Origin of the sequence: Pseudomonas canadensis, from assembly GCF_030980095.1 — a bacterium.
Lineage (GTDB): Bacteria > Pseudomonadota > Gammaproteobacteria > Pseudomonadales > Pseudomonadaceae > Aquipseudomonas > Aquipseudomonas canadensis.
This window is the reverse complement of record NZ_CP133298.1, coordinates 939317-952388: the sequence shown is the minus strand read 5'-3', so window position 1 is coordinate 952388 and position 13072 is coordinate 939317. Positions and strand designations below refer to the sequence as shown.

Annotated in this window: 13 protein-coding genes; 6 read left to right on the top strand and 7 right to left on the bottom strand. The window is 61.3% G+C overall.

Features of this window, described 5'->3' with window-relative positions; all coding sequences use genetic code 11:
• Nucleotides 1-23: 23 nt before the first annotated feature.
• The 5 genes from rng to mreB form a co-directional block, all read right to left on the bottom strand.
• On the bottom strand, nucleotides 24-1481 hold the full coding sequence (rng, locus tag RB216_RS04265; protein WP_010213134.1) for a ribonuclease G: 1458 nt from the start codon (nucleotides 1479-1481) through the stop codon (nucleotides 24-26).
• Nucleotides 1482-1551: 70 nt separating this feature from the next.
• Nucleotides 1552-2148 carry a Maf family protein gene (locus RB216_RS04260; RefSeq protein ID WP_308908356.1) on the bottom strand — a complete coding sequence of 199 codons (597 nt, stop codon included), beginning with the start codon at nucleotides 2146-2148 and terminating at the stop codon, nucleotides 1552-1554.
• 50 nt (nucleotides 2149-2198) lie between these two features.
• Complete coding sequence (mreD, locus tag RB216_RS04255) at nucleotides 2199-2687, bottom strand: rod shape-determining protein MreD (RefSeq protein ID WP_016976217.1); 489 nt, start codon at nucleotides 2685-2687, stop codon at nucleotides 2199-2201.
• On the bottom strand, nucleotides 2687-3787 hold the full coding sequence (gene mreC / locus RB216_RS04250; protein ID WP_308908873.1) for a rod shape-determining protein MreC: 1101 nt from the start codon (nucleotides 3785-3787) through the stop codon (nucleotides 2687-2689). Before mreC ends, mreD begins: the two co-directional genes overlap by 1 nt.
• Before the next feature lie 140 nt (nucleotides 3788-3927).
• A complete protein-coding gene (mreB, locus tag RB216_RS04245; RefSeq protein WP_002555108.1) occupies nucleotides 3928-4965 on the bottom strand; it encodes a rod shape-determining protein MreB in 1038 nt (345 codons plus the stop codon).
• A gap of 210 nt (nucleotides 4966-5175) precedes the next feature.
• Here mreB and gatC point away from each other — a divergent pair, with 210 nt between their 5' ends.
• The 6 genes from gatC (at nucleotide 5176) to RB216_RS04215 (ending at nucleotide 10382) form a co-directional block, all read left to right on the top strand.
• Nucleotides 5176-5463, top strand: a complete 288-nt coding sequence (gatC, locus tag RB216_RS04240) for an Asp-tRNA(Asn)/Glu-tRNA(Gln) amidotransferase subunit GatC (RefSeq protein ID WP_010213142.1) — start codon at nucleotides 5176-5178, stop codon at nucleotides 5461-5463.
• Nucleotides 5464-5479: 16 nt separating this feature from the next.
• Complete coding sequence (gatA, locus tag RB216_RS04235; protein WP_308908355.1) at nucleotides 5480-6931, top strand: Asp-tRNA(Asn)/Glu-tRNA(Gln) amidotransferase subunit GatA; 1452 nt, start codon at nucleotides 5480-5482, stop codon at nucleotides 6929-6931.
• Between the two features lie 10 nt (nucleotides 6932-6941).
• Entirely contained in the window at nucleotides 6942-8387 is a 1446-nt protein-coding gene (gene gatB, locus RB216_RS04230; RefSeq protein WP_028618844.1) for an Asp-tRNA(Asn)/Glu-tRNA(Gln) amidotransferase subunit GatB, read from the top strand.
• A gap of 144 nt (nucleotides 8388-8531) precedes the next feature.
• Entirely contained in the window at nucleotides 8532-8903 is a 372-nt protein-coding gene (locus RB216_RS04225) for a septal ring lytic transglycosylase RlpA family protein (protein ID WP_078046877.1), read from the top strand.
• A 58-nt stretch (nucleotides 8904-8961) separates the two neighbouring features.
• Nucleotides 8962-10008, top strand: a complete 1047-nt coding sequence (locus tag RB216_RS04220; protein ID WP_028618842.1) for a calcium/sodium antiporter — start codon at nucleotides 8962-8964, stop codon at nucleotides 10006-10008.
• On the top strand, nucleotides 10005-10382 hold the full coding sequence (locus RB216_RS04215; RefSeq protein WP_028618841.1) for a carboxymuconolactone decarboxylase family protein: 378 nt from the start codon (nucleotides 10005-10007) through the stop codon (nucleotides 10380-10382). The genes RB216_RS04220 and RB216_RS04215 overlap by 4 nt, the downstream gene beginning before the upstream one ends.
• 43 nt (nucleotides 10383-10425) lie before the next feature.
• Here the strand turns inward: RB216_RS04215 and RB216_RS04210 are convergent, their stop codons facing one another.
• Nucleotides 10426-11367, bottom strand: coding sequence for an AEC family transporter (locus tag RB216_RS04210; RefSeq protein WP_028618840.1), 942 nt, complete (start codon nucleotides 11365-11367; stop codon nucleotides 10426-10428).
• 151 nt (nucleotides 11368-11518) lie between these two features.
• Nucleotides 11519-13072, bottom strand: coding sequence for a galactarate dehydratase (gene garD / locus RB216_RS04205; protein WP_308908354.1), 1554 nt, complete (start codon nucleotides 13070-13072; stop codon nucleotides 11519-11521).

Below are 13072 nucleotides of genomic sequence, written 5' to 3'. Positions count from 1 at the left end.
CATAAAAGGAAAACGATTGGGGATCAGAGCAGCACCACGTCGTATTGTTCCTGGGAATACATGGTTTCGACCTGGAAGCGTATCGTGCGCCCGATAAAGCCCTCCAGCTCGGCAACGTTACCGGATTCTTCGTCCAGCAGCCGATCGACCACTTTCTGGTTGGCGAGCACTCTGTAACCTTCGGCCTGGTAGGCTCGCGCTTCTCGCAGGATTTCGCGGAAAATCTCGTAGCAAACGGTTTCCGGGGTCTTCAATTTACCGCGACCCTGGCAACTGCTGCACGGCTCGCACAGCACTTGCTCCAGGCTTTCGCGGGTGCGCTTGCGCGTCATTTGCACCAGGCCCAGCTCGGTGATGCCGATGATGTTGGTCTTGGCGTGATCGCGTTCCAGCTGTTTCTCCAGGGTACGCAGCACCTGACGCTGGTGTTCTTCATCTTCCATGTCGATGAAGTCGATGATGATGATGCCTCCCAGGTTACGCAGGCGCAGTTGGCGCGCGATCGCGGTGGCCGCTTCGAGGTTGGTCTTGAAGATGGTTTCTTCGAGGTTGCGATGGCCCACGAACGCGCCGGTGTTGACATCGATGGTGGTCATGGCTTCCGCGGGGTCCACCACCAGGTAGCCACCGGACTTGAGCGGCACCTTGCGCTCCAGGGCTTTCTGGATTTCGTCTTCAACGCCATACAGGTCGAAGATCGGCCGCTCGCCAGGATAGTGTTCCAGGCGGTCGGCAATTTCAGGCATCAGCTCGGCAACAAATTGCGTGGTGCGTTGGAATGTTTCCCGCGAGTCGATGCGAATTTTCTCAATCTTCGGACTGACCAGGTCGCGCAGCGTACGCAGGGCCAGGCCGAGGTCTTCGTAGATCACGCTGGGCGCGCCGATGGTCTTGATCTGGGCACCGATCTGGTCCCACAGGCGCCGCAGGTAGCGGATGTCCATAAGGATCTCATCGGCGCCGGCGCCTTCGGCGGCGGTGCGCAGGATGAAGCCGCCCGCTTCCTTGATGCCTTCGGCCGCCACGCAGTCGCTGACCACCTTTTTCAGGCGCTCGCGCTCGGCTTCGTCTTCGATCTTCAGGGAAATGCCGACATGGGCGGTGCGCGGCATGTACACCAGGTAACGCGACGGAATCGATAATTGAGTGGTCAGGCGCGCGCCTTTGGAGCCGATGGGGTCCTTGGTGACTTGCACCACCAGGCTCTGCCCTTCGTGCACCAGGGCACTGATGCTTTCTACCGCTGGCCCTTCGCGCAGGGAAATTTCCGAAGCATGGATAAACGCGGCACGGTCCAGGCCGATGTCGACGAATGCCGCCTGCATCCCCGGCAAAACCCGCACCACCTTGCCTTTGTAGATATTGCCGACGATCCCGCGCTTCTGGGTGCGCTCAACGTGCACTTCTTGCAGAACACCGTTCTCTACCACCGCCACGCGCGATTCCATCGGCGTGATATTGATCAGAATCTCTTCACTCATGGCTGGGTCTCGTTCAGGCGTTTTCACAATAGTGACCGATCGCTTAAGGCTGGGCGCTGGAGTACGGCGTTCAGCGCGCGGTAAGGTTTTGCCAACAGGGTATGCCGAATTGGCCGAGCAGTTGCGCGGTTTCGCACACCGGCAGGCCTACCACGGCGGAATAACTGCCATTGAGCCCGGCGACAAAGACCGAGCCCAACCCTTGGATAGCATAGCCGCCCGCCTTGTCTTGGGGTTCGCCGCTGTGCCAGTAGGTGGTCGCTTCCTCGACGGAAATCCCGCGAAACAGTACACGACTGCTTACACAAACAGTCTCACAGCGTTGGCCGTCGGTGAGGGCAATGGCGGTCAGCACTTCATGCTCGCGCCCCGCCAGCGCCATCAACATTGCCAGGGCATCGGCCTGATCCACGGGCTTGCCGAGGATTTTGCCATCGACGATCACGGCGGTATCGGCACCCAGCACACAGGCACCGGAGCTATTCTCGAGCGCAGCGAAACCCGCCGCTGCCTTGCCGCGCGCAAGGCGCTCGACGTAGGAAACGGCGGATTCATTTGTAAGAGGGGTTTCATCAATAGCCGCGCTGACCACGGTGTAAGGCACACCGATCTGCGCCAGCAATTCACGCCGCCTCGGGGAGCCCGAGGCCAGGTAAAGCGAATTCATGCAGACTCTCCCTGTAGGGTTCGATAACCAGGCAGAGCCTCGCAATCCATTCAATTGATTTTATAGCGACGACGCAACCCACGCAGACCGAAGCTGATCCATGGCCACAGCAAGGCACTGACCAGGGCCGGTAGCACCAGCGCCAGGGTTGGCTGACGGTTACCGGTCAAGGCGCTCAGCCACAGCTGAACCAGCTGTGCCAGGCCGAAGATCACCAGGATCACCAAGCACTGCTGCCACATGGGGAACATCCGCAGGCGCTGCTGCAACGACAGCACCAGGAAAGTGATCAGGGTCAGGATCAACGCATTCTGACCCAGCAAGGTGCCATAGAGCACATCCTCCGCCAAGCCCAGGAACATCGCCGTGACCATGCCGACTTTATGCGGCAGGTTCAGCGACCAGAAGGCCAGCAACAGCGCCAGCCAAAGCGGGCGCAGAATTTCCATGAACTGCGGCAAGGGCGAAACGCTCAGCAGCATACCGATAGCAAAGGTCAGCCAGACGATCCAGCCGTTGCGCGAATGAGTACTGGCCATTATTCCTCCCTCTGCCGCGTGGTTGCCGGGACAGTCGCCGCAGGCTTGGCAGCCGGGGTCGCGGCCGGTGGTTTAGTCACGGTTGGCTTGACGGGACGCGTATTGTGAGCGGCCGGCTTGACCGGAGTGGCCACAGGCGCTGCCGGAGCCGCCGTCGGTGCCGGTGGTCCTACGAATGCCGGCTTGGGCACAGTCGCCGGAACGATCGGCGCTGTACCGTTTTGCTTGTCTTCCGCTTCCTGGGCCTGCGCGGCGTCGTTGGCGCGCTCTTCCGGCGTACGGTTGTCGCTGAACACCAGCAGCAAGTACCGGCTGCGGTTCAGGGCGGCAGTCGGCACCGCACGCACAATGGCGAACGGCTGGCCGGAATCGTGGATCACTTCCTTCACCGTCGCCACCGGGTAACCCGCCGGGAAACGCTGACCCAGGCCAGAGCTGACCAGCAGGTCGCCTTCCTTGATGTCAGCGGTGTCCGCCACGTGGCGCAACTCCAGGCGTTCCGGGTTACCAGTGCCGCTGGCAATCGCCCGCAAGCCGTTGCGGTTCACCTGCACCGGAATGCTGTGGGTGGTGTCCGTCAGCAACAAGACCCGCGAGGTGTAGGGCATCAGTTCAACCACCTGGCCCATCAGGCCACGGGCGTCGAGCACCGGCTGGCCCAGGACCACACCGTCGCGCTCACCCTTGTTGATGATGATGCGATGGGTGAAGGGGTTGGGGTCCATGCCGATCAGCTCGGCCACTTCGACCTTTTCGTTGACCAGCGCGGAAGAATTGAGCAACTCGCGCAGCCGAACGTTCTGCTCGGTGAGGGCCGCGAGCTTTTGCATGCGCCCCTGCAACAGCAGGTTTTCGGTCTTGAGTTTTTCGTTTTCGGCGACCAGTTCGGTGCGGCTGCCAAATTGGCTGGCCACGCCCTGGTACAGACGTTGCGGCAGGTCGGTGATCCAGTAAGTCTGCATCAACACCAGCGACATCTGGCTGCGCACGGGCTTGAGCAGTGCAAAGCGGGCATCGACCACCATCAGCGCGACCGAAAGCACGACCAGCACCAACAGGCGCACGCCCAATGAGGGGCCTTTGGCGAAAAGCGGTTTAATAAGCCGCTCCTCCCACGCAAATGTTCTCTTTATTCATACGGCATCTAACCGGCCTGGATGCAGATTGAAGAAGATAAACGCCAACAGGCAGCACTGCAAAGTGCTGCCTGCGGGCGAAACATGGGCTAACCAGCAATGACTTATTCGCTGGAGAGCAGGTCCATGGTGTGTTTATCCATCATTTCCAGTGCACGACCACCGCCACGGGCAACGCAGGTCAGCGGGTCTTCGGCGACGATCACCGGCAGGCCAGTCTCTTGGGCCAGCAGCTTGTCGAGGTCACGCAGCAAGGCGCCACCGCCGGTCAGCACCAGGCCACGCTCGGCGATGTCGGAAGCCAGTTCCGGCGGCGATTGCTCCAGCGCGCTTTTCACCGCCTGAACGATGGTGGCCAGGGACTCTTGCAGAGCTTCCAGCACTTCATTGGAGTTCAGGGTGAAAGCACGTGGAACGCCTTCGGCCAGGTTGCGACCGCGCACATCGACTTCGCGCACTTCGCCGCCTGGGTAGGCGGTGCCGATTTCCTGCTTGATGCGCTCAGCGGTGGACTCACCGATCAGGCTGCCATAGTTACGACGTACATACGTGATGATCGCTTCGTCGAAGCGGTCGCCGCCGACGCGTACGGATTCGGCATACACCACACCGTTCAGGGAGATCAGGGCGATTTCAGTGGTACCACCACCGATATCCACCACCATCGAGCCGCGTGCTTCTTCAACCGGCAGGCCGGCACCGATCGCAGCAGCCATTGGCTCTTCGATCAGGAACACTTCACGGGCACCGGCGCCAAGGGCCGATTCACGGATGGCACGACGCTCAACCTGGGTGGATTTGCACGGAACGCAGATCAGCACACGAGGGCTGGGCTGCAGGAAACTGTTTTCATGAACTTTGTTGATGAAGTACTGCAGCATCTTCTCGCAGACGCTGAAGTCGGCGATCACGCCATCTTTCATCGGACGAATGGCGGCAATATTGCCGGGTGTACGGCCAAGCATGCGCTTGGCCTCGGTGCCGACGGCAACGACACTTTTCTGGTTACCGTGCGTCCGAATAGCCACAACCGATGGCTCATTCAGGACGATACCGCGCTCGCGCACGTAAATAAGGGTGTTGGCAGTGCCCAGGTCAATGGAAAGATCGCTGGAAAACATGCCACGCAGTTTCTTGAACATGGGAAAGGGACCCTAGGCAACGCGTGGGTAAAAAAGTGCGGCAAACTCTAACAACGACAGGGATTTTGGGCAAGGCGCCAATGTGCTAAATTGGCCGACTTTCTGTGCACCTAACCCCACAATCGCGGCCGTAAGACCGTAGAAATGCGGTAGTGTTCCGACAATCTAACACACGGACAGCCTCCGTTCTGTTTTCCACTGGAGATTCCCATGACGCTTGAACGCTCCGACGTGGAAAAAATCGCGCACCTGGCCTCGCTTGGCCTCAATGATGCCGATCTTCCACAGACCACCGCAGCCCTGAACAGCATTCTCGGGCTGGTCGACCAAATGCAGGCCGTGAATACCGACGGTATCGAGCCCCTGGCTCACCCGCTGGAAGCCAGCCAGCGCCTGCGCGCAGACGTCGTGACCGAGAGTAATAATCGCGAGGCCTACCAGTCCATCGCGCCAGCGGTCGAAAACGGCCTGTACCTGGTTCCGAAAGTCATCGACTAAAGGGAAAGAGCCTGCAATGCATCACATGACTCTGGCCGAGATCGCTCGCGGTCTCGCCGACAAAAAGTTTTCTTCCGAAGAGCTGACCAAGACCCTGCTGGCGCGCATCGCCGAGCACGATCCAAAGGTCAACAGCTTCATCAGCCTCACCGAAGAGCTGGCCCTGAGCCAGGCCAAGGCCGCCGACGCACGTCGCGCCAACGGTGAAAATGGCGCACTGCTGGGCGCTCCAATCGCCCACAAGGACCTGTTCTGCACCCAGGGCATTCGCACCAGTTGCGGCTCGAAGATGCTCGACAACTTCAAAGCGCCCTATGACGCCACCGTGGTGTCCAAGCTGGCTGCCGCCGGGGCCGTGACCCTGGGCAAGACCAACATGGACGAATTCGCCATGGGGTCGGCCAACGAGTCGAGCTACTACGGCGCGGTGAAAAACCCGTGGAACCTGGAGCACGTGCCCGGCGGTTCGTCTGGCGGTTCGGCCGCCGCAGTTGCCGCACGCTTCCTGCCCGCCGCTACAGCCACCGATACCGGCGGCTCGATCCGCCAGCCTGCGGCCTTCACCAACCTCACCGGCCTGAAGCCGACCTACGGTCGCGTTTCCCGTTGGGGCATGATCGCTTACGCCTCCAGTCTCGATCAGGGCGGCCCTCTGGCGCGCACCGCTGAGGACTGCGCAATTTTGTTACAAGGCATGGCAGGCTTCGACAAACAGGACTCCACCAGCATCGACGAGCCCGTGCCGGACTACAGCGCCAGCCTGAACACCTCGCTCAAGGGCCTGCGCATCGGCGTGCCGAAGGAATACTTCAGCGCCGGTCTCGACCCGCGCATTGCCGAGTTGGTGCACAACAGCGTCAAGACGCTGGAAGGCCTCGGCGCGGTGATCAAGGAAATCAGCCTGCCGAACAACCAGCACGCGATTCCGGCGTACTACGTGATCGCACCGGCAGAGGCTTCCTCCAACCTGTCGCGTTTCGACGGCGTGCGCTTCGGCTACCGCTGCGAAAACCCGAAAGACCTCACCGACCTGTACAAACGCTCCCGTGGCGAAGGTTTCGGCGCCGAAGTTCAGCGCCGAATCATGGTCGGTGCCTACGCCCTGTCGGCCGGTTACTACGACGCCTACTACCTCAAGGCGCAGAAAATCCGTCGCTTGGTGAAGAAAGACTTCATGGCCGCCTTTGAACAGGTCGACGTGATCCTCGGCCCAACCACGCCGAACCCGGCCTGGAAGCTCGGCGCCAAGAACGGCGACCCGGTGGCTGCGTACCTCGAAGACCTGTACACCATCACCGCCAACCTCGCGGGACTGCCGGGCTTGTCCATGCCTGCCGGTTTCGTCGATGGCCTGCCGGTCGGCGTGCAACTGCTCGCCCCGTATTTCCAGGAAGGCCGCCTGCTCAATGTGGCGCACCAGTACCAGTTGAACACCGACTGGCACACTCGCACCCCTACCGGCTTCTGAGGAGAACACTATGCAATGGGAAGTTGTGATCGGGCTGGAGATTCATACCCAGCTCGCCACCCAATCGAAGATTTTCTCCGGTAGCGCCACCACGTTCGGCTCCGAGCCGAACACGCAGGCCAGCCTAGTCGACCTGGGCATGCCCGGCGTACTGCCAGTGCTGAACCAGGAAGCGGTGCGCATGGCGGTGATGTTCGGCCTGGCGATTGACGCCGAGATCGGCCAGCACAACGTGTTCGCGCGCAAGAACTACTTCTACCCTGACCTGCCCAAGGGCTACCAGATCAGCCAGATGGAACTGCCGATCGTTGGCAAAGGCCACCTGGACATCCCCCTGGAAGACGGCACCATCAAGCGCGTCGGCGTCACCCGCGCACACCTGGAAGAAGATGCCGGCAAGAGCCTGCACGAAGAATTCCCAGGCGCGACCGGTATCGACCTGAACCGTGCCGGCACGCCGCTGCTGGAGATCGTTTCCGAGCCGGACATGCGCAGCGCCAAGGAAGCCGTGGCCTACGTCAAGACCATCCACGCACTGGTGCGCTACCTGGGCATCTGCGACGGCAACATGGCAGAAGGTTCGCTGCGTTGCGACTGCAACGTGTCGATCCGTCCAAAGGGCCAGGTCGAGTTCGGCACCCGCTGCGAGATCAAGAACGTCAACTCGTTCCGCTTCATCGAGAAGGCGATCAACAGCGAAGTGCGTCGCCAGATCGAGCTGATCGAAGACGGCGGCAAGGTCATCCAGCAGACCCGCCTGTACGACCCGAACAAAGACGAAACCCGCGCCATGCGCAGCAAAGAGGAAGCCAACGACTACCGTTACTTCCCCGACCCGGACCTGTTGCCGGTGGTGCTTGAGGACTCGTTCCTCAATGACATCCGCGCCACCCTGCCGGAGCTGCCGCAGCAGAAACGCGAGCGCTTCCAGGCGCAGTTCGGCCTGTCGGTCTACGATGCCAGCGTCTTGGCCTCCAGCCGTGAACAAGCCAACTACTTCGAAAAAGTCGTGAGCATTGCCGGCGACGCCAAACTGGCGGCCAACTGGGTGATGGTCGAGCTGGGCAGCCTGTTGAACAAGCAAGGCCTGGAGATCGACGAAGCCCCAGTCACTGCCGAGCAATTGGGCGGCATGCTGCTGCGCATCAAGGACAACACCATCTCCGGCAAGATCGCCAAGACCGTGTTCGAAGCCATGGCCGCAGGCGAAGGCAGCGCGGACGAGATCATCGAGAAGCGTGGCCTCAAGCAGGTCACCGACAGCGGCGCGATCTCGGCTGTATTGGATGAAATGCTCGCGGCCAACGCCGAGCAGGTCGAGCAATACCGTGCGGCAGACGAAGCCAAGCGCGGCAAGATGTTCGGCTTCTTTGTGGGCCAGGCGATGAAAGCCTCCAAAGGCAAGGCCAACCCGCAACAGGTGAACGAACTGCTGAAAAGCAAGCTCGAAGGCTGACACGTGCAGGACCCGGCTTCTGTGGGAGCCGGGCTTGCCCGCGATGCAGGCGCCTCGGTGCATCAGTGACACCGAGGTGAAGCCATCGCAGGCAAGCCAGCTCCCACACGAGCCAACTCCAACATTTGTAATGGGACTCCTTGCATGAAGCGTCTACTCGGCCTGCTGGCCCTGTTCTCCCTACTGGCCGGTTGCGCCAGCGGCATCATCAACCCCAACGGCTACGACGAAACCGGCACCGCCTCCTATTACGGCGCCAAGCACCATGGCAACAAGACGGCCAGCGGTGAACCCTTCAACCAGAACGCCCTGACCGCCGCCCACCGGCAACTGCCGTTTGGCACCCAGGTCAAGGTCACCAATCTCGACAACGACAAATCCGTGGTTGTCCGCATCAATGATCGCGGTCCGCATACCCGTGGGCGCCTGATCGATCTTTCACGCAAGGCGGCCGAGCAGCTGGGTATGATCGGCAGCGGTACCGCACGGGTTCGCGTGCAAGCCTTGAGCAACTGAAGACGGAGCCCTCGCCATTTTCGGATTAACCGCCCTCTCGCCCTGGAGCCTGCTGGAATTGGTCAGCGGCCTGGTGCTGCTGATCATCGGCGCCGAGATCCTGGTGCGCGCCGCCGTGCGCCTGGCCGCGAGCCTCAAGGTGCGTCCGCTGATCATCGGCCTGACGATCGTGGCCTTCGGCAGCAGCGCGCCGCAGATGACTGTCAGCCTGCAAGCCACTCTGGCCGGTAACACCGATATCGCCGTGGGTAGCGTGATCGGCAGCAGCATCTTCAACATCCTGGTGACCCTGGGCCTGTCGGCGCTGATCATTCCGCTGCGGGTTTCGCGCCAACTGGTGCGCCTGGATATTCCGGTGATGATCCTGGCCGCACTGCTGGTGTTCACCCTCGCCGCCAATGAAGAGCTCACACCCATTGACGGCCTGGTGCTGCTGGTTGCCCTGGTCGCCTACCTCGGCATGTTGCACTACCAGACGCGCCACTCCCGTCGCCCACGCACGCTGGACACCGTGGCCCGCGCGCCCTGGCTGAGCAGCGTGTTGCTGATGGTTGGTGGGCTACTGATCCTGGTGTTGGCCGGGCATTTACTGCTGGGTGCCGCAGTGGATGTGGCAGGCGACCTGGGTCTGTCGGAACGTGTGATCGGCCTGACCCTGATCGGCGTGGGCACCTCGCTGCCATGCCTGGCGACCTCGCTGATTGCCGCGCTGCGCGGCGAGCGGGAAATTGCCGTGGGCAACGTGATCGGCAGCAACCTGTTCAACCTGCTCGGCGTGTTGGGGCTGACCGCCCTGCTCGCGCCCTCGCCGCTGTCGGTATCGCCCAATGCCCTGGATTTCGACCTGCCGGTGATGCTCGGCGTAGTCGTGCTGTGCCTGCCGGTGTTCTACACCGGCTACCGCGTGACACGCGCCGAAGGCCTGGTGCTGCTGGGCCTGTACCTGGCGTACGGGCTGCATGTAATGGCGTTCACCACGGGCATGCCCCTGGCCACCAAGCTTGAACAACTGATGCTGTACTACGTCCTGCCAGTGCTGGTGGCTTTTCTGTTGTTCAGCACGCTGCGAGCCTGGCGCCGCCAACACAAGAGGGAATCGCAATGACCGATCAGAAAAAGCCCGGGGTTGATATGCGTCGCCAGGTCATGGGCGATGTGTTCGTCGACCGCGCCTTGGGCAATGCCACCGAGTTCACCCAGCCGCTACAGGATTTCGTCAATGAACATGCCTGGGGCAGTGTGTGGAACCGCGAAGGATTGCCGCTGAAAACCCGCAGCCTGATCACCCTCGCCGCCCTTACCGCGCTCAAATGCCCGCAGGAGCTCAAAGGCCATGTGCGCGGCGCGCTGAACAATGGTTGCACCGTGGAAGAGATCCGCGAGGCGTTGCTGCATTGCGCGGTGTATGCCGGTGTGCCGGCGGCGATTGATGCGTTCCGTGCGGCGCAGGAAGTGATCGATACCTACGAGGCACCGTAGGAGCCGGCTTGCCGGCGATTGGCCCTCACAGACACCACACCCCTCAGATCCAACCTCCTGCCTGCAACACGAAGATCCCGATATTCGTGGTCACCGCCGCCATCAAGGTGGTGATCACGATAATTGCCGCCGCCAGCTCATGATTACCCTCGGCCGCCCTGGCCATCACAAAACTGGCGGCTGCGGTCGGCGCACCGAAATACAGGAACAGAATCCCCAGCTCCGGCCCGCGAAAGCCCAGCAACCACGCGCCTAAGGTCGCCACCACTGGCAGCCAGACCATCTTCATCAAGCTCGCGCTCAGCGCCCTGTTGCCGCTCTTGCGCAACGCTGCCAGGGACAAGGTGCCGCCAATGCAGATCAAGGCCAACGGCAAGGTGGTATCCGCCAGATACTGCATGGATTTTTCCAACCAGCCAGGCAGGCCAATCTGAAAATAAGCGAACGGCGCCGCCACGATCACGCTGATGATCAGCGGGTTGGCCACCACACTTTTGCAAATGCTCCACGGATCGGACTTGATCACCGGGCTGTACACCGCCAACACGATGGTCGACAGGGTGTTGTAGAACAGGATCACCAACGCCGCGAGAATCGCGCCGAGGGAGATGCCGTAATCGCCGTACATGCTGGCGGCCAGCGCCAGGCCGATCACGCCGTTATTGCCGCGAAACGCGCCTTGCGTGTAGATACCCCGGTCTTCACGCGGGCAACTAAAGATTGCCCAACCCCAGGCCAGGGCGAAGCTGAGCAAGGTGGCGACGGCAAAGTAGATCAGAAGGCTTGGCTTGAGCGCCGAGTGCAGGTCGGCATGCAGGATGCCGAGGAACAGCAGCGCCGGCATGGTGACGTTGAACACCAGGGACGAGGCCGTGTGGATGAAGTTGTCGTTGATCCAGTTGATGCGCTTGAGCAACACACCCAGGAACAGCATGGCAAACACCGGCGCAGTGATGGTCAGGGTCGTGAGGAAAATTGCCAGCATGCCGGGGAAAACCTTGGTGAGCGTCGTTAGGTGGCTAATGATAAGCCAGTGTAGGCCGCTTCGTCTGGTCTAGATCCTTGTAGTGAGCGGGCTTGTCGGATCGCCACCCAGCGCGGGCGATGCGGCGATCCGACAAGCCCGCTCACCACAGTCAGGTAATCGGTGCCGGGTTGAACAAGGTGATGTCGTTGTGCAGCTTGTGGTGCTCCGCCCACGTCTGCTTCTTGCCGCTGGCCACATCCAGGTAGAAGTGAAACAACTCCCACCCCAATTCCTCGATGCTCGCCCGCCCAGTGGCAATACGCCCAGCGTCGATATCGATCAGGTCCGGCCAACGCTGTGCCAGCTCCGTACGCGTCGACACCTTCACCACTGGCGCCATCGCCAGCCCGTAAGGTGTGCCGCGTCCGGTGGTGAACACATGCAGGTTCATCCCTGCCGCCAGTTGCAACGTGCCGCACACAAAGTCACTGGCCGGGGTTGCGCAAAAGATCAGGCCCTTACTCTTGAAGCGCTCACCCGGACCCAGCACGCCATTGATCGCGCTGCTGCCGGATTTGACGATGGAGCCCAAGGACTTCTCGACAATGTTCGACAAGCCGCCCTTCTTGTTTCCCGGCGTGGTGTTGGCGCTGCGGTCCGCCTCGCCCTTGGCCAGGTAGCGATCGTACCAATCCATTTCCCGGACCAGTTCCTGGGCAACGACTTCGCTTTCAGCGCGAGAGGTCAGCAGGTAAATCGCATCGCGAACTTCGGTCACTTCGGAAAACATCACCGTCGCCCCAGCCCGCAGCAACAGATCCGAGGCATAGCCCAGCGCCGGGTTGGCGGTGATACCGGAAAACGCATCACTGCCGCCGCACTGCATGCCCAGGATCAACTCCGACGCCGGCACGGTTTCCCGGCGGCGCTGGTCGAGTTTCTTCAGGCGCGTCTCGGCCAATTCCATGATCTGCTCGATCATCTCGGTAAAGCCGTGGCTGGAATCCTGCAGCCGATACAGCCAGGGCTCACTCAGGTCGACCGAGCTGTCGTTGTCGTGCATCACCTGCCCGGCCTGCAGTTTCTCGCAGCCCAGGCTGATCACCAGGGCTTCGCCGCCCAGGTTCGGATTGCGCGCCAGGTTGCGTACCGTGCGGATCGGGATGTAGGCATCGGTCGCAGTGATCGCCACACCACAGCCGTAGCTGTGGGTCAGCGCTACCACGTCGTCAACGTGCGGGTACTTGGGTAGCAATTCGTCCTTGATGCGCTTGACCGCATGGTCCAGTACGCCGGTGACGCACTGCACCGTGGTGGTGATGCCAAGGATATTGCGTGTACCCACAGTACCATCCGCGTTGCGGTAACCCTCGAAGGTAAACCCTTCCAAGGGCGCCTGGGCCTCAGGCACCTCGGTGGACAGCGGCAAGCTGTCCAACGGCGGCGCGGTGGGCATGCGCAGTTGATCTTCCTGCACCCAACTACCACGCGGAATCGGCGCCAGGGCGTATCCGATGGTCTGGCCATAGCGAATAATCTGGCCGCCCTCGGGGATATCTTCCAGGGTCACCTTGTGACTCTGAGGGATGAAATCCACGGTCACCAGGCCATCCGGGAATTCGGTCCCGGCCGGTACGCCTTGGTCATTGACCACGATCACCACGTTGTCGCGTTCGTGCAAACGAATCGAGCGCGGCGAGTCGGCATGTTCAATCAACTGCAT